Source organism: Paraburkholderia mimosarum LMG 23256 = NBRC 106338 (assembly GCF_000739815.1).
GTDB classification, from domain to species: Bacteria; Pseudomonadota; Gammaproteobacteria; order Burkholderiales; family Burkholderiaceae; genus Paraburkholderia; species Paraburkholderia mimosarum.
In genome coordinates this window covers 14,367-36,202 of the sequence record NZ_BBJJ01000065.1, presented here as the reverse complement: position 1 = coordinate 36,202, position 21,836 = coordinate 14,367, and the positions used below count along the sequence as shown (strand labels likewise).

The window sequence follows — 21,836 nt, the reverse complement described above, 5'->3', positions numbered from 1 at the left end:
TGTTAGGCGCTGGCGGAACAAGGCAATCACTACACCGGTGAAAAAACCGGAAATACATCGCGCCCATCCAAAGTTGGAGGTCAGATCCATGCAATGGCCGTTAGAGACGCATGTTCCTGCATCGATGTAAATGGCTATTGCGAGGCCGATCGTTGCGGAAACAAAAGCGAAGCCGACCTGCACGCGGCGGCGTGCAATCAGGCAAATGGACGCGAATAGGAGATAGACGTAAAACTCGTCGCTTGTGCTCCACGCGTTCGCGTTTCCGAACGAGTGGCTAACAATATTCAAGCCCTGAGTCATTGTCACGATGGACAGCGTTTCCGCACCTGTCGGTGCGAAAAACCCACTGTGCGTGAGGATCAGCGGCAAGCTGCCGACCACATAAAAAAGGACAGTGGTAGCGATATGCAACGGCCAGAGGCGTCCGAAGCGACGCACGAGGAAGTGCCACGCGTGGCGTCCGGTCTCCAGGCGTTCGCCATACGCTGAACAGACTACGAATCCGCTGAGCACAAAAAACAGATCAACTGCGAGATAGCCGTTTCGAACGACACCCGGAAGGTGCAACACCTGCCCCAAGTGAAAGAATACGACGAGCAGTGCTGCAGCTCCGCGCAGGCCTTCGAGGCTTCGATTCTTTGTATGCACGTTGACCTCCCGCTGCAGGCGGTTTCCTCATACAGGAATGCTGGAGCCTCTCTGCGGAATAGAATGTGTGACAGTGAACACCAGGATAGAGGTTGAACGGTTGAACGACCAGTCGGATTGAGGCAGCCCAAAAGACTCAACTCGCAGGCTCATCAGTCACGCCGGCCTCCGACGACGGGGACCAGAGGGTCTACCCAAAGGTTTTCGCTAGCACAAGCGCAGGCCTGACAAGCGAGGCGCGCTGCAGATCAGAGCGATGACGAAGAGCTGCGGCAGCCAGTGCCTTCCACCGCAGGCAGTCCGCCGATGAGCTCAACGTGGGCTTTCCCCGCCCTTGAACCGCATCTACTGGTAGATCGATTCACGTCGTGATCAGGATGTCTCATCACATCCGATGAACATGCGACTTCCTTGTGCGAAGTATCACGGTGGCGCAAACATGCCATAACGAGCAAAGAGCAATAAAACGGTGCGAAGCCCCGCCAATGGGAATCGCGGCGCCGGGCGGTGAAACCGCGCGGCGCCGCATTTTTCATTGAATTTGAGGTCCGCTTCAGTACGGGGTCAAGCCGTACCGTAGCCTCAGAACGGCAGCTTCGCGTCTGGCTTCTCGGCGAGAATCACGCGCTTGAAGTCGGCCTGGATGCGTGCAAGCGCCGCATCGTTATCGGCCTCGAAGCGCATCACGACCACGGGCGTGGTGTTCGACGAGCGCGCAAGCCCGAAGCCGTCCGGGTATTCGACGCGCAGGCCGTCGATCGTGATGACCTCGTCAGCGCCGGTAAACTTCGCGTTCTTCTGCAGCTTCGCGATGAGCTCGAAGTTCTCGCCTTCTTCGAGCTTCAGTTGCAGCTCGGGCGTGGCGTGCGAGTTCGGCAGGTCGTTGAGCAGCTTGCTCGGGTCGGCCGCGCGCGAGAGGATTTCGAGCAGCCGCGCGCCCGTATAGAGGCCGTCGTCGAAGCCGTACCAGCGGTCCTTGAAGAACACGTGACCGCTCATTTCACCCGCGAGCGGCGCGCCCGTTTCGCGCAGCTTCGCCTTCACGAGCGAGTGGCCCGTCTTCCACATGAGCGGCTCGCCGCCCTGGTCCTTCACCCACTTCGCGAGATTGCGCGTGCACTTCACGTCGTAGATGATCTGCTTGCCCGGATTGCGCGAGAGCACTTCCTGCGCGAACAGCATGAGCTGGCGATCGGGATAGATGATCTGGCCGTCCTTGGTCACGACGCCCAGCCGGTCGCCGTCGCCGTCGAACGCGAAGCCGATCTCCGCATCGGTTTCCTTGAGCGCGCGGATCACATCCTGCAGATTCTCCGGGTGCGCCGGGTCCGGATGGTGGTTCGGGAAATTGCCGTCCACTTCGGTGAAGAGTTCGACCAGCTCGCAGCCCATCGCCTTGAAAAGACGCGGTGCGAGGTCGCCCGCCACACCGTTGCCGGTGTCGACCACGATCTTCATCGGGCGCGCGAGCTTCACGTCGCTCACGATGCGTTCGACATACGCATCGGCGATGTCGTACTTCGTGTAGCTGCCCTCGCCCGCTTCGAAACGGCCCGCGACGATGCGGTCATGGAGCGCGAGAATCTGGTCGCCGTAGATCGCCTTGCCGCGCAGGACCATCTTGAAGCCGTTGTAGTCGGGCGGGTTGTGGCTACCCGTCACGACGATGCACGAGTCCACGTTGCGCTCGCCGCCCGCGAGCGCGAGCGGCACGCTCGCGGCGAAATAGCCCACGGGCGTCGGCACCATGCCGACGTCGACCACGTCCACGCCTGCCTCGCACAGGCCGTCGGCCAGCGCACGCGAGAGATCGGGACCCGAGAGCCGGCCGTCCCGCGCGATCACCACGCCGTCGCCGCCCTGGGAGCGCACTTCGCTGCCGAAGGCACGGCCGATGGCGCGCGCGGTGTCGGTGTCGAGCGTCTTGCCGATCACGCCGCGAATGTCATATGCCTTGAAGATCGATTTCGAAATCATGTGGAAGCTCACGTCCTGATGGGGATTCGGGTCTGCTCGTCGTATCGACAGGTGATTGAAAGCTCCTGCCGTTACCGAGAGGGGGATCCGTTACAAACTATAATTGCCGTTTTCCGGCAGTGGTGTGCACCCATTTTAATGCTTCGCCGTTTCCTTTTACCGCCAAAATATTCGCCAAAAAAGGCGGAGAAATTGCGCACGGCCCGTGCCTGCCCCACTTTTTGCGCCTGCCACCACGGCGAGGCGCGATGCTGAGCCTGAAGCGCTTCGGCAATCCCGACGTCGCCCGCGCGTTTGCGAACATCGTCTGGCTCGGCCTCGAACGCGTCACGCAGATCGCCGTTGCCATCGCCATCAGCGGCGTGCTCGCGCGCTACTTCGGCCCCGACGTATTCGGCAAGTGGCAGTACGCGAACACGCTCCTGCTCGTGCTCGCGCCCATTACCTGGGTATGCGGCGCCGAGATTCTCGTGCCCACCATCGTCAACAGACCGCCCGAGCAGCTCGGCACCGTGCTCGGCAGCGCGTTCGCCCTGCGCATCGGCGTGTCCGCGGCGGCGCTCCTCGTCACGTGGACGGGCATCGCGCTCGGCGTGACCGATCCGCTCGTCGGCGCGATGCTCGCCGGTCTCGCCGTGACGATGCTGTTTCGCGAGCCGTTCGTTGGTGTCATCAACGCGTGGCTGCAGAGCATGACGTATAGCAAGCCGCAGCTGGTCACGAGCATGACCACGGCCGTGATCAAGGCGCTGCTCGTGTACCTGCTCGTGCGCGCGGCGGTCGCGCCCGCCGTGTTCGGCTGGCTGTGGGCGCTCGAATCGGCGGCGATCGGCGCGGTGCTCATGCTCTACTTCCGCCACCGCCACGGCGGCAAGCTCGGCTGGCATGTGGACCGCTCGCTGTTCAGGCATTTCGCGAGCGCGGGCACGGTCTTCTGGCTAGGCCTCATTTGCATGTACCTGTTCCTGAAGCTCGATCGCCTCATGCTCGAGCGCACGATCTCGTTCGCCGATCTCGGCCGCTACTCCGCCGCGCAGCAGCTCAACGAAAACTGGATCACGCTTGCGCTCATGCTCTCGCAGACGATCGCGCCCGCCTTCGTCTACCGTGTGCAGCAGACCGCGCAGCTACGCCGCAACCTCGTGCGCCTCTTCGCAATGACGGCCGCGCTGATGGTGGCGGGCGCGCTCGTGCTCGATGCGCTCGCGGGCTTCATCATAGGCCGCGTGTTCGGGCCGGACTACGAAGGCGCCATCGGCATCTTCCGCTGGGCGGTGTGGCTTTCGGTGCCCGCAGGGATCGAAGCGATCGGCAACCTCGTCGTGCTCAAATACCAGGCAAAATTCGTATTGCTCGCCAAGTGGCTGCTCGCGCTCGCCGTGGCTTTCGCCGTGAATCTCGCGGCCATCCCGCGGCTCGGCGCGTATGGCGCGTTGTGCGGTCTCGCGGCGGGCTATCTCGCGGCCGCCTGCGTGAACTTCTATTACATCCGATTGAAGCTCGTTTCTTGACGCCCTTCCTCGCCTAACGGCAAGGAATTCCCGCACCCGGCGATGCACGTCCGCATCGGAGAATGTTTCGCGCAGCGTTGGTATCACGATCATGCACGACACCACAGCTACTGCAGGTCCACTCTCTTATTCGCAGTCCCGCGATACCTTTCGGCCTCGTCGTGCTGTCTTTCGATCCACACGCCGAACAGGACTGGGTCGAACCGCTTTCGTTCACTTCCTCAAACGTTGCCCCGTGCGCTATCGCTTTATAACGGAGCTTGTCCCGGAAGGACGACCAGGATGCGTCATAGACGCTCTTCGCAATCCTGGTTCTGGTGAGTTTGGCGGCCGATACATTGCCGACTGCGATGTAATCGAAGCGCCGCACCAGATCGAGTGCCAGCTTGTGCTGGAAATCGGCGCGGGCGTTGGCAACCCTGGCGTGCAGCTTTGCGATATGCCGCCTGTGCTTGCGTGCGCGCTGAGCCTTGGCCAGCTTCTCGGCCGCGCGTCGACCGAACCGGTCGTTAGGGAGTTTTTCGCCGGTGGAGAGTGCGGCAAAGTCCTTCAGACCAAGGTCGATGCCAACCCCCGACCGGATAGGCCGCGCGGGCACGTCAGCGACCTCGATAACGATATTCAGGAACCAGTTGCCTCGTGCGTCCTGGGCGAAGTTAGTGCCGTCCTTGATCGTTCCTTCTGGCAGCGTGCGGCTGTCGAACACCCGGAAGGTATTGCCGGCGAAGCGGAACGCCGTTCCTTCGCGTCTAAGGTCACGGCCCTTCAAGGGCACCCAGCCGAGCGAATTCTTGCCGCGATAGCGCAGATAAGGGCGTCGATGCTGGCTGCGCGACTTCGCGTACTGTTCGCACGTCGCGTTTACCGTGCCGGAGTGTATGCCGAGCTCCTTGCTGCTGCCGGTCGTCAGCACATTCAGGCAGAAACCGGTCGGCCATTTCTTGCCCCACCTAAGCGCGTGCTTCTGCGTGTCGTTGCAGAAGTTCCACACGTAATTCACCGCTCGGCTTTGTTTGTTGAGGAGGCCGTTCAGCGACTTGACTCGGTAGCGGTAGACAAGGATCATGCCGGTCATTTTAACTGCGGATTGAAGGTGTCAAGCAACGCCGCAACTTTTCTCCCCACCATGAATGGCGAGGCTTTTTGGAGCAACTCATGAATCCCTCCGAGCTCCCAACGCGCAACGCGCGCGAAGGCGCGCTCGCCGATGTCGCCGTGCTCATGCCCGCGTACAACGGCCAGGACGACGTCGCTCGCACGCTTGCCTCTTTCGATGAGGACGCAACGATCTACGCGCTCGTCGTCGATGACGGCAGCACGCCACCCATCTTCGTGCCCGAGGTGCCGGGCATGTGCGTCGAAGTCTTGCGCATGCCGAAGAACGGTGGGATCGAGCGCGCCTTGCAGGCGGGCATCGAAGCGCTCGCGGCGCGCGGCTTTCGCTACGCGGCACGTATCGACGCGGGCGATCTCGCAGCGCCTCAGCGCCTCGCGAAACAACGCGCGCGCATGCAAGCCGAACCCGCGCTCGCGGCGCTGGGCACCTGGACCCAGGTGGTCAATCGTGCGGGCGAACCGCTCTTCATGCTGCGCCCGAGCGCCGACGCGCACACGCTGCGGCGTACGCGCCTTCTGCGTTCGCCGCTCGTGCATCCTTCGGTGATGTTGCGGGTGGACGCCGTGCTTGCCGTGGGCAACTATCGCGTGCAATATCCTGCCGCCGAGGACCTCGACCTCTTCCTGCGTCTCATGGAGCGCTACGAGTGCGCGAATCTGCCGGAACTTGGGTTGTACTACGAACTCAATGAAGGCGGCATCAGCGCAACGAAGCGGCGGCGGCAGATCGTATCGACGCTGCGCCTGCAACTGCGCTACCTGAACGTGCTGAACTGGCGCGACTGGGCCGGTATTGCGAAAAGCCTGCTGCACTTCGTCACGCCCTATCGCACCTTGCACAAGATAAAGCGCGCCTGGTTCGCGGGCGGCGCATAGCAACGCAACGCAACGCAACGCGCTGCAGTATCGCGCAGCTTTCTGAGGCACTAGCATGAGCGCATATCGAGAAGCAGGATCTCGTTGAAGCGAGACGCTATTTACTATTCCTTCCGTAATCGTGCTCGGACAACAAGCAGGCCTCTGCGGGAAGAACGCCGACGCGGGCAAGCTTCCGTCCTGCACCAACACGTACGATCACCCGGGTGCCTTGCCGGTGACGCCGGCGGTGCGTACCAGTCCAAGCGTCGTCGAAGCACGAATGGCCCCCAAGAGTAGATAAAGCCGCACCCGAAAAGATGCGGCTTTGATCAAAAATGGTTGGCCTGCGCTGACTCAGCAGTCATTCGCGCAGTCAGAACCAGCGGCGCTCACGATCCGCCTGACGGCCCTTCTTCACCATGTAGCCACTGTAAAGGTAGATTGCCAACTCAATACCCAGAGCAAAGACTCCAAAATACATGCTTATTCTCCGCGGACTGGACGCCCTCTTTGAGCACGTTTGCGGTCGGCCTTGCGACCGTTGCGGTCCATGATCATGCCAACACCGCACAGGCCCAACGCAACGATCATCGCGACAAAACCGAATCCCATCGTCAATCTCCGTCGTCGCGACGCCCCAGGCCCGCTCGTTCACGGTCGGCCTTGCGACCATTGTGGTCCATGACCAAGCCCAATGCGGCGAACAAAAGCGCGACAGCCAGTGCGAAGAAACTCCATCCCATCATCGTTCTCCGTCCGTGGACGATACGGTAGGTATAGGTTAGCACAGCCGCGCTTGGGACCACGTTCGGCGAAATTGCGCGTCCGAACCAGTCGGCCGAAGCGCGCTGAAATCTGGTTGCCCCGGGGGCACCGCGTGCTAGCCCGGGACTCATACTCGCTACTGCGCCCAGCATCGCGTTACAGACGCGCGAGATAGCTTCATCGACACGTTGTTCGTGAGGGATGGCGTGGAGACGTTCGTGTTTCCATTTCCGTACACTCCACCAAAGTGGTCACAGCGGACATTCGAGCTGCGGGGACCTCGTTTATACCGCAATGTGCGAAGCCGCACAGACTCCCCACCGGCCCGCTTTACGGCCATGCGCGAATGAATACGCCGACGAGCGAAAGGCCAGACGCATCGTCGAGCACGACGCGCTCCAATCCTGGTCGGCGTACGGCAATTGCATGCGGTCAAGCGCACTGACGAGCACATCGTTGATTTCATACCCTTCGGATGGATTCGAAAACATTTGCGCCTGAAGTTCGCACCAAGCGAGAGCGCATTGCGCGGATACATGAATGGTTGACTGATGCGCGACGCGTACGCCGTGGCGACAAATGTCGATCGCTTCGCGATCGTGCGAATCGCCGGGACCCCGCTGAAGCAGCTGATGCTGGAATTTGAAGCGCGCCTGCACTAGGCTGTATGGGTCTGTCGTCGCAATGATCGGCGCGAAGGCCAACCCTGGTCCTGTTGACAGAACACAGGGTGCCTGTCGATGCACTCACGCACAAGATTGAGTACTCGTCGAGGTTGATGAATTGCGACATGTCGTGGGGGTTTTGTCCGCGCCCTGCACCTGTTGCTTAGGGTGATGGGTTGCTGGTGCACCAGTCTGTCGTAGAAGTTTATAAATAGAAGTGACATGGAGACACCCATGAAGTGTGTGCGACTTCGACACATACGCGCGATCAGTTACGCGGCGCTCCTGGCATTCAGCGTCGAAACCTATGGACAGTCGCTAGAAACCCAGGCCGCAGAGGCAGACCGGGCGAACATAAAGGCACTACGCGACGAAGTCGATCAGCGCTTGAAGGAACTCCAGGCGCTCAAACAGAAGCTTGCCGACGAAGAGGCGAACTTTCAGCGGCTCAGCCGTTCACTCAACGCGGGGCAGCTGGAAAGCAGGCGCGCCACGGGTGGCACCGATACCAACGGCTTGCCGGTGGGTGCCGCCGCAACGGGTGGCGCGACCACCGCCGCGCAGATCGTCCAGGCCGATCAGGCGGTGCAGGTCGGCGCACCCGAGAGCCCGCAATCCGGCGCCACCGCGCAGGGCAACCAGAACGCGGGTTCCAACGCCGCCAACGCGTCCCAGCAAAGCGCTCCAGCTACACCGGTCGGCCAGGCACCCGTCGCGGACACGCGCCCACCCGCCGTCGCGCCGATCTTCGACCAGCCAGGCGTGCTCACACCACGCCACACGTTCGTCGTCGAGCCGTACTTCCAGTTCGGCTACGCGTCGCAAAACCAGATCTCACTCGTTGGCTACACGATCATTCCGGCGCTCCTGATCGGGCTCATCAACATCAACGAGGTGAAAACGACCACGCTGACAGGCGGCGCCGCATTCCGTTACGGGATCACCAACCGGTTGGAATTCGAGGTCCGTGTGCCGTACGTGTACCAGACCAACGATGTCATCACGCGTCAGCCGTTCGCGGGTACCGCCGCAAATACCTCGATCAGCAGCAGCGGCCACGGCATCGGCGACGTGGAAATGACGCTGCGCTATCAGTTCAATCAAGGCGGTCCGGACAAGTTCTACTATGTCGGCTGGCTGCGCTTCAAGACGGCAACGGGCAAGAGCCCGTTCGACGTCGTGACCGATTGCGTGGTGTCGTGTGTTGCAAGCACGACAGCCAACACGGGCCTGCCGCTGCAGCAACCGACCGGCTCAGGTTTCCTCGCGATCCAGCCAGGCCTCACGTGGCTTTTTCCGACCGACCCGGTCGTGTTCTTCGGCAACTTCAGCTACCTGCACAGCTTCGGCAAGGACGAAAGTCTCACGTTGCTCAATGGCGCGACAGAGTTCCTCGGCAAGATCCAGCCGGGCGATGTCTGGGGATTCAATATCGGCATGGGCCTCTCGTTGAACGAGAAGGCTTCGGTCAGTATCGGTTACGACCAGAGCATCGTCTTGCCAACCTCGCAGAACGGACAAACCGTGCCCGGCTCGGTGCGCGTCGTCCTCGCCACGCTGCTGATCGGCTATTCGTATCGCCTGTCGCCTCACACCACGCTCAACTTCTCGATAGGCGCCGGCCTCACGCGCGACACACCCGACCTCACGCTCACGCTGCGTGTGCCGCTGTCTTTCTGACCGCCCCAAACCTTCGCCGCCGCCGCCGCGACTACGATGCGATGCGATGCGATGCGCTGCCGCGGCTAGCGAGGACGCACCACGCCGGCAAGCGCGCTATTCAACGTCGAAAGGACATTCATCGCCTTGAATGCGCCAAGCGAGTTCACGCCCGTATTGATCGTCGTCAGCGCCTGTATCTGCTGGTTGTTCAACGAGTTCTGGATCACCGCGCCAGTCAGGCCAGGCAGCGCGCCTTGTTGCACGGAGTTGTGCGGGCCGACCTGAACCAGCGCGCCCGTATTTGCACTCGCAAGCATCTGCGCTTGCTGAGTCGTCATGTTGGCGATATCCGGAATGTTGAAGCTCGACTGCGCGACGAGATTGCCGTTCACGAACGCGGCTCGCGATATGCCGAACGACACCACGAGACCTGAGGGCAAGTCGAACCCACCGCGCATGTCGTCGAGCCGGGTCTCGCTCACCGCCACGAGATCGGCGGACGCCCACGCCGGATCGGCATCGTCCGCGCGCGCTTCGCGTGGAGGGGTTGCGACGTCCTCTTGAGCATGCGCCTGCATCGCGTCGGGTGCGTACTCTGGCGCCGTTGCTTCGATGCGTTGCACAGGCGCGTTCGCCTCATGGGTTGCATCGGCCGCGTCTTGCGGCGCGCCCTGCATCGTCATGACCTCGCCGGTCGCGATCGCCGGCGAATCGCTCAGGGCCGCGCCCGTATCGAACGAAGACATGCTGCCACATAACACCGTGACAACGCCGGCCAGTTTCAGGTGTCCGGATTTCATCGTTATCCTCAGAATTCACCTGGACCGAGTTTCGGTATGAGCACGTTGAACAGGCTGTCATGCGGAATGCCGGTATAGAGCGGCGCATCCGGCGCGACATGCCAGTCACGTGGATCATTGAAGCTCGCCATTTCATGCCTGTTGTGAATGACGAACACTACGTGGTCCTGCCACTTTTCCTCGAAGCTCTCCCGCGAGATCGCCCGCGTGCCGGTGGCCGGATCGCCGATCAGCACCCGTCCGTTGCGCACGCCCTTGACGACCACGAAGTGGTGGTAGCCGTGTTCGATAATCAGAACGATCGCGGGTGTGCTGGTCTCGTTGAGCTTTTCCAGCGGGACTTCATAGCCGTCGGCTTCGAAGCCGCGCGACATCAGGAAGTTTCGGATATCGAGCAGCGAAAAACCTTCCCGGCGAATCTTCTCCTGATTGCCGTTCTGGAACATTTCGACGAACGCCTGCTGCTCGGTCACCGGGGTGCCGTACTGATACGTCAGCAGCGTTGCCACGGCCGCCGAACCGCAACTGAAGTCGTACTGCTGCCTGATGGTCCGCTTGAAGCGGGCCTCCTTCAGGCTCGTCACGTGCAGCGAGTAATACCCGCCCGACGGATCCGTCACGTCGATGGGATCCGCGTGTGCCGCCGGCAGACAAAACCCGCAAGCGAACGCGAGATACGCTGCAATACGCTTCATTGCCTAGTTCCCGAAACGCACGTTCAACACGGTGGCGTTCTGGATCAGCACGTTCGCACCGGTGTTCTGGATGACGGTGGGCAAGCCGCTCGAACTCGCGAACGAGCCGTCGCTGATCGTGTTCGAGCCTGTCGACACCTTGTTGGCAACGTTATCCGAAAGCGTGCCGTTCAAGAAGTTCTGACCCACCAGCGCATCGCCGCCGCGACGTTCATCCAGCTGTTGATCCGACATCGCAACGCCAAAGCTCACATTCTGCGAATGCTGAGCTGACGCGGGCGTCGTTGCGGGCGTCGCGGAGTCAGCGGCAAGCGCTGCCGGGCTCGCGGCCATCGCATCGGCTTGCGCAGGTGGTGACGATGATTGCACAGCGTCCGCCGCGTAAGCGGTCAAACCCTGCAGTGCAATCGCAAGAGGAACAACGAGCAGCGAAACTCTCTTCTGCATTTGCATGGACGTCTCCTTGGCCGTGCAGCCGACGTCGACCACACAGAATCCGGAAGTCTGAGAACCCGCCTCGCGTATTGCCGCGAAAGCAACGGCAACGCCATTCACACGGGCGTTGGAAAACGCCGTGGAGCGCCATGCTGCACGCCCCACGGCACATACCCCCCGGGAATACACGCTTCAACGCAGCTGTCGCTCAGTGTCCGACAGTCAAGTTCGCCTGCACGGTAACGGCCTGCTGCACCAGCGATGCCATGCCACTGTTCTGGCTCATGACAGAGATGCCGGCTGCCGATTGCGCTGCGGCGGTCATGGAGTTGCTCATGTCGAACGTGCCAGCAGCGACGGAGTTGGTGCCACCTGCGCCTCCAGCACCACCCGCGCCACCGTTGCCGACACCGCCGGTACCAGCGGCACCCGCTGCACCGGCTACGCCAACCGCACCTGCTGCACCGTTGCCAGCAGTTGCGCTGCCGTTACTGGCCGCCGTCGTCGAGCTGCCGTTGCTGGCGTTCGCGCCATGGCCCGCGCCACCGGCGCCGCCAGCACCAGCCGTCGCCGTCGCCGCACCGCCGTTGCCGCCGGTACCGCTGCCCGCTCCGCCTGTTGCCGCAGTCGCGCCAGTTGTGGCTGCTCCGCCCGAGGCAGTGGAGGCGCCGCCCGTGCCGGTGCCCGAACCGCCTGCACCGCCCGCGCCGCCTGCACCACCCGCCGAAGAAGCTGTCGCGCTCGACGATTTGCTCGACCAGGCACCACCGCCGTCTCCGCCGTCTCCGCCGGAACCACCACGGCCGCCGTTGCCCCGGGCGCGGCCGCCCGCGCCTGCCGAAAAACCGCCCAGCGCGACACCAACAGCACCTGCGCTACCGCCGCGCCCAGAGCCGTTTCCGCCCTGGGTGCCGCCAGCACTTGCGCTGCCGCCGTTGCCGCCCTTGCCGCCATATCCGTCACCGGCCGTCGCGCTGCCATTTGTGCCATTACCGGACTTGCCGCTACCGTTCATCGCGGTACCGCCATTGCCGCCGCTGCCACTAGCACCGCTGTTGCCGCCGTCGCCGCCGCTGCCCGCGCCGCCATAGCCCTTGCCGCCGCTGCCGGCATTGCCACCCGAGGCGCTGCCCCAGTTCACGGCCTGGTTGCCGATCCCTCCGACTCCCAGTCTCGTCACCGAGCCGTCCAGCTTGCTCAGCGCCACGGCCTTCGTGGAGTTGAAGGAGTCCTGCTTCAGGTTGGCGTACGACGCGATCTCGTTGGCGTTGTCACCATAGGTTGCGGTCTGGCTCGACGTTGCGGTACTGTTCAGCGTGTTCGCACCGGACGTGGACTTCTGGTCGCAGGACGATGAACTGTCGCTGCACGGGTTCGCCATCGCGTACCCGCTCACCCCAAGAGCCAGCGCCGCGGCCGTCGCCATCAGACTTCTACGCATGAGAGCCTCCTGCTGGCTAGTGGCCAACGGTCAGGTTCGCCTGCACAGTGACTGCCTGCTGCACAAGGGAAGCCATACCGCTGTTCTGGTTCATGACCACGATGCCTGCTGCGGACTGGGCCGCACCCGTCATCGTATTCGCCATGTCGAAGGTGCCTGCGTTAACAGTGTTGGTTCCGCCAGCGCCGCCGGCACCACCGGCCGCTCCGTTGCCAACGCCACCATTGCCCACACCGCCTGCACCGCCCGCTCCGCCAGCCGCACCTGCCGCTCCAACGCCCGCGGTTGCGCTGCCGTTGCTGGCCACGGTGGCTGCGCCGCCGTTCGTCGCGCTGCCGCCGGTGCCCGTGCCGCCTGCACCGCCTGCACCCGCCGACGCCGTCGCCGCGCCGCCAGCACCGCCGGTGCCAGTGCCAACGCCGGCCGTGGCCGTGCTCGCGCCGGTCGTGCCCGCGCCGCCAGTAGCGGTGGATGCGCCACCGGTGCCAGCGCCTGAGCCACCTGCTGCGCCAGCCCCGCCCGCGCCGCCAGGCGATGTCGAGGTTGCAGTTGACCAGTGGCTCGCATGAGCGCCACCGCCGTTGCCGCCGTCTCCACCGCTGCCGCCGCCGCCGCCACTGCCGCTAGCATTGCCGCCATGACTGGCAGACAAGCCGCCAGCCGCGAGGCTACCGGCTCCAGCCCAGCCGCCAGTGCCGGTGCCGTTGCCGCCTTGCGTTCCGCCGGCGTGCGCGCTGCCACCCTTGCCGCCGTTGCCCGCATAGCCGTCGCCAGCCGTTGCACTGCCGTTGCTCGCGTAGCCAGACGTCGCGCTGCCATTGTGCGCACTGCCGCCGTTGCCACCGCTGCCGCCTCTGCCGCCATTGCCGCCGTCGCCGCCATAGCCAGCGCCGCCATAGCCGTTACCGCCCTTGCCGCCGGTGCCACCTGCTGCGCTGCCCGCGTTAATGGCCGTGTTGCCAATGCCATAGACACTGACACCCGTGACCACGCCATCGAGCTTGCTCAATGCGACAACCTTCGTGCTGTTGTTGCTGTTCTGCCAGACGGATGCGCCAGAGGCGATTTCGTTGGCGTTACTGCCATAGGTTGAGGACTGTGTCGACGCCGCACTGCTGGTCAGCGAGTTGGCACCGCTTGTCGACTTCTGGTCGCAGGAATTGTCGGTAGCACTGCATGGATTTGCCATTGCGTAACCGCTGAAGCCGAATGCGAGGACCGCAGCGGACGCCAGTATTGTCTTGCGCATAGGAACCTCCTGTTGAGCCGGGGGATGGGTTGGCAAAGTGCACCAATCCGCGGGCCCCAGACGCATAGGTAATGCCACTCGTGCAAGTCATTGAATTACAAAGGGAAATGGACTGCCGTTGGCGGGTGTTGCTTCGTGAAAGCGTTTTCACCGGCGTCTTATGTTTCTCTAATGCAACATTGAAACGGGCATTGCACCTGTTTCAGCGGACAGCGAAAACAGCAAAGACCTTTAAATTCAGATCGATACGTCGTTTTTTTAATGCTGATTAGCGTATCCGGAAAACGTATCTGTTTTGATCCACCCTATTTTCGGTTCGGTGTCGGTTCGTTCAATAACATATTCAACTTGCCGGCGCGAAAGCCTTGCCGGGGCTGCGTCCCGCTATTTTCAGCCATTGCTGTCGAGCCGGAACGAGCCCTCTGAATATTTGGGAAAACGTATCTTCCACGTGTCCCCTGATGTTTATTATCGGATTCCCGTCGGTTGCAATTTAATATTCTACGGATTTTTAATACCCATGAGATATGCATTTTGCGTCGGCGCATTTTAACGAAAATGTCATCCGTTTCCGTTCGATTGCGTACATTTCAGAACATCCCGGCTTGAGGGCTTCCTCAATGCGCGAAATGAAGTACTGAAGGTTCAGTTGTGCCGCTGCTTGAATGACTGAATGAAGGTGGGTGACACCACTACAGACGCCAAACTGCTTCGCGCCCCCTCTCTTTGAATGCACTGGTGCCGCAGCACACTTCGCGCCTCGCGTCAGGCTTCCGTCGACGACGGCCATGGGACAGGTGCGGGTCGCCCTCCCGATAGGGGCGTCGCGTCTGGAGCATTCGAATTCAACGGGGTAGAGCCTTCATGGCAGATCAGCACGAGATTGCCGGGCCGGCGCCCTCCTCGTCGACCGGACGGCGAGACTTGCCGGCACCGCTGCCCAATGTGGTCCAATTGGAGGATGTCGGCTTTGCCGGGCAACCGCTTCATTGTTGCCCGGCTTGTTTCGGACTGGTCCATGCACGGCGGTATGGACCTTTACACCGTGCTGAGCTGCGGTTGCTCCACTCGCGAAAGCAAGCGCTTGACTTCCCTCATACAATTGATATTTAATCTCCGGACCGCCCGCTCACGTTACGAGCATCGACCATCAAACTCCCTAGCGGGGGTCTAGGGGTGCTTTCGCCCAAAATTCTTTAAGATGCCGCTCTAGCCTTTTCCGGCTGGACCGACATAATTCAATGGACCGCGCCGCAGAGCCCGCCTGGGCGGATTTTCTCGCGCATCGTGTCGGATGTTGTCCGGTAGACGTCGTCGATGGTCGTACTGGATCCGCGCACGACTTGTGCGTCCCACCGTCATTGATCGCGCCACTTGCTTCTAGGGCATTGGCGCCATGCGAATGCGCGGTTTGTCTCCCTCGCACCTCGAACTGCCATCGGCGGCCTAGCCACTGACGGCGCTGCGACACCTTTCAAAAACGTCGCGTCGAAACGCGAGCAATACATCTTGATCGCGTAGACGAAGGAAGGCTTCACAGCCCTCCGGCCACACAACGGGCTTGCGCAATGATGCTCCTGGGCGACTCACTGATCGCCCTCACTATCCTGCTCCCTACCCCAGGCATGAGTTGGTTCCCGGTGTAACAGGAATCACCAGCATGCCTCGATAGTCCGCCTGCGGACAAGCGAAGGCCTTCCTTTGCGACTTTGAAACGCTCGAGCCGTTCGAGCCCATCGATCGTTTCGGTCTGCGACGCGCCGCTCTGGCGCACATCACCCTTTCAAACGCCCTCCAGCGCGATTTCGAGTGTGAAGTTCGCACACGACAATCCGCCCACATCGTGCTCGCCTTCGCGCGAGCCGCCATCGCCCACGTGCTGCATGCACGCGAATGCGGTTGAACATCGAATGCGCCGCCACGCGGCGCGCCATGTTCCTCCCGCCCCGGGCTCTCACTTCCAAGCGCGCAGACCTTTCCACCGGTGCCAACCGGGGACCCTCAGCTAAACCGCCTCTGCCCGTCTTCTTGTACTTCCGAATCACCGCAGGCCAACGTCGCACCCTCGTTGGTCCCGCTCGATCACGTGTCCTCCGGGAACACGTCGCCATCCAACCGATGGCAACAGGGTGCCCTCATTCGCGTCCCGCCCGCGCATGAGGATGACATACAGGCGGATCAACCAGCCCCAGGAAAGGAGCCGAACGAACCGTATGGGACGAAGATCAAGAGGCGTCAACCACGCCGCACAGATGAGCCGCGAAGCAGGCGGGAGCAAGGACTCACAGAAACACCGCCGACTGCATTGGAGCGAGTTCTCGCGCTTCGCCGTGCGCATCGGGCACACGCTGGAAGCGGTGGACGAAGCCGAAGACTGGATGCTCGAATTCTTCGTCTGGTTCCTGGTTGCCGGGGCGATGAAGCCGGGCACGCTCGCCAACTATCGAGCGTCGCTCTCGGTGATACAGGGCACAGCCGGACAGGATATGTCCCGCTCAACCCGAAGCCGCGATCTCCAGCTTGAGCGACGGGACCGTCACGGCAGACATCGTGCGCGTACGCCGCAGGAGTTCAGTGAACTGCTCGCTGCCGCACAGGCGTTCGACAACGACGTCGTGCACGTAATTCGTCTGATGCGTTGGCTCGGGCTTCGCATGCGCGAGGCACTTATGTGCGGCAAGTCGCTGCAAACCTGGCGGGACCTGATCCTGCAGGGCGAGCGACGCCTGCCTGTCGAACGCGGCGCGAAGAACGGGCGTCCGCGTCGTACCGAAGTACTTGCGGACCATGTTGATGAAACGCTCGACGCAATCACTGCAGCGCTCGAGTTCTGCCGCAATCGCGATTTTGAGCTGGTGACCGGCTGCAATGACGATCTGAAAAGCGCCAAGTCCCGGCTGAAGTCCCGCTTTGAGCAATTGCCAATGCGTCGCGAGCTCGCGAGTCACAGTCTGAGATTCACTTACGCAGTGGACTTCGCCAACGCGGCGCTCGATCGCGGCGTACCGCCTGTCGAGGTACTGACCCAGCTCTCGGACCGCCTTGGGCACGGACCGTCGCGCGTGAAGATGATCCTCGAGGTTTACTGCTGGCAGATCCGCCACCGGTTTCCCGAAAAAATTCAGTTGCCGAGTGACTTCGTTCCCCGCAAGCCGACGAAGAACTCTCCGGTGTCCTCAGTCGGCCACCCGGAGGTCCGATTCGATGGCGACAGATCTGCCACCAGGCGACGAAGGCCGGCGCCCGGTCGCCGATTTCAAAACAAGCAAGGAGGTAAAAGGCCCAGTCACAGAGCGAATTAATCTGCACTACTTCTTACTTAAATATCAACCAGACGTCTACAAAGGAGCAAGAAACGTGCTGGAATCTCCACTTACCGCGCAGGCGCGCATAGCGCTTGACCGATACAGCAGCGACAAGGCCGTCAAAACGCTCATACCGCTATGGCTACAGTTTGAAGACTTCCTGCGATCACGCTCGGGGTTGCCCGCTTCCATCCTCGATATTACCGAGGACACACTTCGCGCCTACGCGAGTCATCTCGACCACCGGGACTGCCATGTCGATGACGCGCTTGTCGCGCTGAGTGCCGTGCTCCTTGTGTGCCTGCACGCAGGCTACAGCGGCAAGGTCCTGCGCACCATCGTTATCCCGCGCATTCGTCGTCCCGTCGAGAACCGCCAGTGGGACGCATTCCGCCTGAGAACCTACCAGCCGCTCGAGTCCTCACGGCTCGCCCGCAGCCGCAGACGCCGGGCCAAGCGCGAAGCGTGCGCGCAGAGTTCCACTCGCGACGACAATTTCGTCGCGTAAGGATCAATGTTCGTTACGCAATTGATCTGCATTACCAACCTTCACAGGAACGACAATGACTCATCTGATTGTGGCTCACTTCCAAAGCACGAGCAGTGCCGCGCAAACTTCGGCAGCGCAAATCCTTCACGCACAGACCGGAGGCTTGCTCCTGAATCCGGGCCTGACCGCTACGCCTACCGAGCCCGCGAGAAACACGGGTCCAGCGGACAGCGAAAATGCGCTTCAGGACCATTACTGCACCTTGATGACTTCCCGGCGCGGGGGGATCATCGACGTGTCGACGGAAGACCGGAAAGCCATGATTGCATTTATTCAGGCAAGGCGACCCGTTCTTACCGAACTCAAAACGATTATCGTGTCGACGTCTCCGGGCACCGCGTCACAGCAGACCGCCGTAGAAACGCTTGCGGAAATACGCGCGGCGGGGGTGGCTTCCCCTTGCATCCGGATTCTCTTTACCGACGCCCCAGCGAACGTCGCCATCGAGGACATCTATCCCATCGTCGTCGAACATGCGCGCGAAGCGGAGATCACGCTATCGCCTGAGGCGACGCTTCCGGTATCACCATCGTTTGGGAAGGCCCAGCAATTCCGGATGCCAATCGCTGCCATCGTGAATCGCGCAGTAGATTTCGAGACCGAATTGACTACGGCGCGGCTCAACGGTGCCCCTGAGAAAATAATGCATGGACTCGCCCACAAGGTGATCGCACAACGCGACCTGCTGGACGCGGCTGATACGTTCAAGCGCGTAGCCGGGGCACTGGGACTACCATCCATTTCGCCGGACGAGTGGCGCGCCGAATTCGCGCCAGCAGGGAACCGCAAACGGACGAAAGCGACAGCGCTTGAGTAAGGCTTTCAACGCAACGCGGATTAACGACGCCGCTGTACCGCGGCTCGGCGGATCTGTCCATCCAGTGTCCGCCGAGCCGCACCATCGCTCAAATTCCGCGCGCCGAGGGCGACCCATTCTTGTTTGGCGGCCGAGCTGGAGATGCCCCCGAAAACCTCCTCATTGCCCTACGGCTTCGGGCAGATGTCTAAGCGCGATCCTTTGGGCTGGCCCGGATCGCAACCACCGTCGCTCCGGCGTCTCATGCACAATTGGCCATCGTGCATGACAAGGCGCAACGCCACTGTGACGTCCTCTTGCGTGATGGTCGTCGAACCGTCTCTCAGATACCGTAGCGCCGCAAGATCAAGGATTCGCTTCAACATGGCATCCGTATCCGAAAGGAAACGATCCCGCAACGCGCGTGCGGCAAGGTCAGCAGTGTGGCGGGATACCGAGAAAACGTCAGTCGCCATCATCCTGAGTCTCGCACGGACATAGGAAGCTATCGCGTTGTCCGTTTCGACAAAATGTCCCGTCAAGCAACGAGCGCAATGCAAACGACGCGCTAGCTCGTCCGTCTCGTCCTTTTGGGTAGACTCGGCAATCGAGTGTTTGCGCGCGCATCGCGCTTCCTGTGATCCACGCGCAGGCAACTCGAATCTGCATTCGCATTCGGCGCACGCGAGATGCCTGCGCCGGCACTGAGGCGTTTCATCGGACTTCATTTCGACTCTCCTGATCAACTGGGTTAGCGCTCGCCTCTTCCTGCAGGACGTTCGCCAATCCAGTATTTGCTCAAATTCGCAAAGTCAAGTTCTCGCCCTTGAGACCCGCCCATCAAATTATGTGGAATCCTGATGATGAGATTTTGAGCAAGCGTTGTGCATGAACGCCTTTGCTGGTGCTGAAGCCTTGGGGATCCAGTCGGGGCAACGGAGCATGGACGGCACGCGGTGACAGCCATGCGAGACCAAAGCCGTGATGGACCGCTGGAACGGGAGGTTGGACGTCTTGATGCGCAGGCATACCTTGCGACCAGCCATTGGCCCCGTCGTCTCTCGTGCAGGCGCCTGCACGGGTAGAGCCGGAATGGTGCTGTTTGCGTTACCGGATTTTATCGGCAATGGGCTTTCGCGACAGCCTCTGAAGGACGGGGTTTCTCGGAGCAACATCTGATGAACCGCTTCGGCGTTGGAAAGGACGGCGGATCCCACTACAACCGTGCGACCCGCCATCCCTTTAATCCGCCGTACCAGTTAGCGCGAAATTCGCGTCCACCAGAGGAACATGCGCAGCGCGCCGAGAATCACGTACCAGCCGCCAATCGCCCAGACGAATCCGATCGTGAACACGTACGAGAGGTCGAGCGCCAGGCTCTTGAGCCCCTGAGAGTATAGGAAAATCGTGAACAACCAGCCCGCGTAGCACGCTGCCGCAATCGCGGCGCGGCGCGCGAGCCAGTGCCACCCAAGGAAGGCGGCCCACGCCTTTTGAAGACCGTCCATCATTTGCTCCCGCGATTCTGATACCAGTCGATGACGGCGCCGAACTTCCAGCCGGCGATGCCCACGGCAACGCACGCGGCGATGTACACCCATGTCAGCGGCTCGTCTAGACGCTGGCCGTGAAGGATGGCGTTCAGAAGCTGATATTCCATTTCGTTTCTCCTTTTCTTCGGATTTCCACTGGCGCAAGCTCGAGAGCCACTGCGCCGGTGACGTTGGTTCATGTTCGCAGTGGCGAGCAAAGTCAATCACGCGGCACGTCAGTCAAAGAAGCCCGCGAGCTTCGCGCTGAGCGCATCGATGGCATACCGCCCGCCTCCGAGTCATCTCATTCCATGCGGATTCGCCTATGGCGTGTTTGCGGGTGCATTGCTCGTGGAGGAATCCGCGCACAATGCGCATGTATCTCTTCGCGTTCGGCACGTACGAGACCGTGGCTGGGCCGACATCGTGGCGTTTCATCTAACGTCATTTCAACTCTCCTGATTAACGGGTTAGCGAGCGCCTCGTTCGGAAGACGTTCGCCAGTCCAGTATTTCCCGAAACTAGCAAAGTCAAGTGTTCAAGCTCACCAAGGGGCTGTTATCAGGATAACTAAATGAATCGGTTGAGAAGACGTCGATTGGGCGTGGCAGCCGAATCTGCGATGGAGGATGCGACCCACTCCGGTTTGAGTTCGGTTGTTCGAAGGGTTCAAAGTCGTCGCCCTGTCCCGCGGATGCTCGTCAACCGTCCGACCGTCCTGCCCAAGGTATCGAATGGCGCAGCCGTGAATGCGAGAACGCGACCAGAAGATCGATTTCAAGCATGGATTGCATGTTTGCGATCGAAAATAAAAGGGCTGTACCTCACGTGAGGTGCAGCCCTTGATTATGCCGACCGCAGTCGGCGCTACAGTGAATGGCTAACGCGAACGTCGACGACGCTCGCGGTCGGCTTTGCGACCATTGCGGTCCAAGACCATTGCGAACGCGCTCAGCGCGATCGCAACTGCGAGTACTCCAAAACTGAAGCCCATTCTTAGTCTCCGGTCATGAAAAGGATACTCGCGCAAGAGACTAGCACAGCCAGTAGCCGTACGCTTCGCTAAGCGTCTTCTGCCCGGTCCGGATTTTCATGAAATTCCAGAATCCGATCGCACCGACCACGGACGCAACGGACATCGTGCCAGGTATCCTCCTGGTAGCACTGTTCCTCCGAGGCCTGACGGACGGGTTACGGAAGCGCACGACAACGCCTATGGGCAGCGGCGTGGCCGCCTGCCAGCCGGAGCCGGGGGTCGCCACGCAGAGACGGCTCGACGCCGAATCGTCTGCTACGTCGCCGTGACGGCTTGAGCCGGCGCTCCACTGCGCTACAGTGATCAATGCCCTCGACGCTCTCGATCGGCTTTGCGACCATTGCGGTTCATAACCAGACCCAAAACGCATAAGGCGAGAGAGACGCCGAGTACTCCAAAACTCCAGCCCATGGTTATTCTCCGTCCTTTGAGATGACGCCGAAAGGTTACCACGGCCGCCACGCGCGCGTTAGCCAACGAAAGCACGTAGACCAAGCTTCGTTTGACCGTCGAATGCCCGACACCAAATGCGCCAATCGGGGCAGCGGACAATCTGTTGGCGTAATGACGGGCCTTGCGCCTACTGCCACCGGGTGAATTCCCCGCTCCAGCCGCGACATTCGTGATCTGATGGCGACGCTCCACCGGTGCCGCCGAACGGCGCAGACAAGTCAGCCACATCGAAGTCCCGTACGACGTGCTTGAACTGCTCCGAGACTGGCTGGCACTCGCATGGGGGTTTCAGGTCGGGTTTCGGTGATTCCGGGGCCATCCGCGTTCGTGAGCTCGATG

General features: G+C 61.4%; 17 protein-coding genes. 6 read left to right on the top strand and 11 right to left on the bottom strand.

The window, feature by feature from the left end:
• The coding region (locus tag BMI01S_RS29735; protein WP_042291545.1) for an acyltransferase family protein at positions 1 to 651 on the bottom strand (651 nt) is incomplete at its 3' end.
• 582 nt (positions 652 to 1,233) lie between these two features.
• The gene (locus tag BMI01S_RS29730) at positions 1,234 to 2,628 is read right to left on the bottom strand and encodes a phosphomannomutase/phosphoglucomutase (protein WP_028232256.1); all 1,395 of its coding nucleotides are present in this window, start codon (positions 2,626 to 2,628) and stop codon (positions 1,234 to 1,236) included.
• Positions 2,629 to 2,876: 248 nt separating this feature from the next.
• Between BMI01S_RS29730 and BMI01S_RS29725 the strand changes: the two genes are divergently transcribed.
• Positions 2,877 to 4,139, top strand: a complete 1,263-nt coding sequence (locus BMI01S_RS29725) for an oligosaccharide flippase family protein (protein ID WP_028232255.1) — start codon at positions 2,877 to 2,879, stop codon at positions 4,137 to 4,139.
• 13 nt (positions 4,140 to 4,152) lie between these two features.
• Here the strand turns inward: BMI01S_RS29725 and BMI01S_RS29720 are convergent, their stop codons facing one another.
• Positions 4,153 to 5,205 carry an RNA-guided endonuclease InsQ/TnpB family protein gene (locus tag BMI01S_RS29720; protein ID WP_028232254.1) on the bottom strand — a complete coding sequence of 351 codons (1,053 nt, stop codon included), beginning with the start codon at positions 5,203 to 5,205 and terminating at the stop codon, positions 4,153 to 4,155.
• An 89-nt stretch (positions 5,206 to 5,294) separates the two neighbouring features.
• Between BMI01S_RS29720 and BMI01S_RS29715 the strand changes: the two genes are divergently transcribed.
• Positions 5,295 to 6,131: a glycosyltransferase gene (locus BMI01S_RS29715; RefSeq protein WP_028232253.1), complete on the top strand. Its 837-nt coding sequence runs from the start codon at positions 5,295 to 5,297 to the stop codon at positions 6,129 to 6,131.
• 1,031 nt (positions 6,132 to 7,162) lie between these two features.
• Here BMI01S_RS29715 and BMI01S_RS41170 read toward each other — a convergent pair.
• The gene (locus tag BMI01S_RS41170) at positions 7,163 to 7,582 is read right to left on the bottom strand and encodes a hypothetical protein (protein WP_028232252.1); all 420 of its coding nucleotides are present in this window, start codon (positions 7,580 to 7,582) and stop codon (positions 7,163 to 7,165) included.
• Positions 7,583 to 7,777: 195 nt separating this feature from the next.
• Here BMI01S_RS41170 and BMI01S_RS29705 point away from each other — a divergent pair, with 195 nt between their 5' ends.
• On the top strand, positions 7,778 to 9,223 hold the full coding sequence (locus BMI01S_RS29705; protein WP_028232251.1) for a coiled-coil domain-containing protein: 1,446 nt from the start codon (positions 7,778 to 7,780) through the stop codon (positions 9,221 to 9,223).
• Positions 9,224 to 9,288: 65 nt separating this feature from the next.
• On the opposite strand, the gene BMI01S_RS29700 is transcribed toward BMI01S_RS29705, so the two are convergent.
• From BMI01S_RS29700 to BMI01S_RS29680, 5 genes are all read right to left on the bottom strand, one after another.
• The gene (locus BMI01S_RS29700) at positions 9,289 to 10,005 is read right to left on the bottom strand and encodes a hypothetical protein (protein ID WP_154671378.1); all 717 of its coding nucleotides are present in this window, start codon (positions 10,003 to 10,005) and stop codon (positions 9,289 to 9,291) included.
• Positions 10,006 to 10,013: 8 nt separating this feature from the next.
• A complete protein-coding gene (locus tag BMI01S_RS29695; protein WP_028232250.1) occupies positions 10,014 to 10,700 on the bottom strand; it encodes a C39 family peptidase in 687 nt (228 codons plus the stop codon).
• A gap of 3 nt (positions 10,701 to 10,703) precedes the next feature.
• Positions 10,704 to 11,147 carry a hypothetical protein gene (locus BMI01S_RS43290; RefSeq protein ID WP_244145434.1) on the bottom strand — a complete coding sequence of 148 codons (444 nt, stop codon included), beginning with the start codon at positions 11,145 to 11,147 and terminating at the stop codon, positions 10,704 to 10,706.
• 196 nt (positions 11,148 to 11,343) lie between these two features.
• Complete coding sequence (locus BMI01S_RS29685; protein ID WP_028232248.1) at positions 11,344 to 12,576, bottom strand: hypothetical protein; 1,233 nt, start codon at positions 12,574 to 12,576, stop codon at positions 11,344 to 11,346.
• Positions 12,577 to 12,592: 16 nt separating this feature from the next.
• Positions 12,593 to 13,825 (bottom strand): hypothetical protein, encoded by a 1,233-nt coding sequence (locus tag BMI01S_RS29680; protein WP_028232247.1) that lies wholly within the window; start codon positions 13,823 to 13,825, stop codon positions 12,593 to 12,595.
• Between the two features lie 2,252 nt (positions 13,826 to 16,077).
• Between BMI01S_RS29680 and BMI01S_RS29675 the strand changes: the two genes are divergently transcribed.
• The 3 genes from BMI01S_RS29675 to BMI01S_RS29665 are packed head-to-tail and all read left to right on the top strand — an operon-like array spanning position 16,078 to position 18,497.
• Positions 16,078 to 17,127 carry an integrase domain-containing protein gene (locus BMI01S_RS29675; protein WP_244145433.1) on the top strand — a complete coding sequence of 350 codons (1,050 nt, stop codon included), beginning with the start codon at positions 16,078 to 16,080 and terminating at the stop codon, positions 17,125 to 17,127.
• Positions 17,030 to 17,638 carry a hypothetical protein gene (locus tag BMI01S_RS29670; RefSeq protein ID WP_255217829.1) on the top strand — a complete coding sequence of 203 codons (609 nt, stop codon included), beginning with the start codon at positions 17,030 to 17,032 and terminating at the stop codon, positions 17,636 to 17,638. Before BMI01S_RS29675 ends, BMI01S_RS29670 begins: the two co-directional genes overlap by 98 nt.
• 55 nt (positions 17,639 to 17,693) lie before the next feature.
• Entirely contained in the window at positions 17,694 to 18,497 is an 804-nt protein-coding gene (locus tag BMI01S_RS29665; protein ID WP_028232245.1) for a hypothetical protein, read from the top strand.
• Positions 18,498 to 19,735: 1,238 nt separating this feature from the next.
• Here BMI01S_RS29665 and BMI01S_RS29655 read toward each other — a convergent pair.
• Both BMI01S_RS29655 and BMI01S_RS42100 read right to left on the bottom strand, forming a co-directional pair.
• Positions 19,736 to 19,987: a hypothetical protein gene (locus BMI01S_RS29655; RefSeq protein ID WP_036046309.1), complete on the bottom strand. Its 252-nt coding sequence runs from the start codon at positions 19,985 to 19,987 to the stop codon at positions 19,736 to 19,738.
• The gene (locus BMI01S_RS42100; protein WP_167334440.1) at positions 19,984 to 20,136 is read right to left on the bottom strand and encodes a hypothetical protein; all 153 of its coding nucleotides are present in this window, start codon (positions 20,134 to 20,136) and stop codon (positions 19,984 to 19,986) included. The genes BMI01S_RS29655 and BMI01S_RS42100 overlap by 4 nt, the downstream gene beginning before the upstream one ends.
• Positions 20,137 to 21,836: the final 1,700 nt, after the last annotated feature.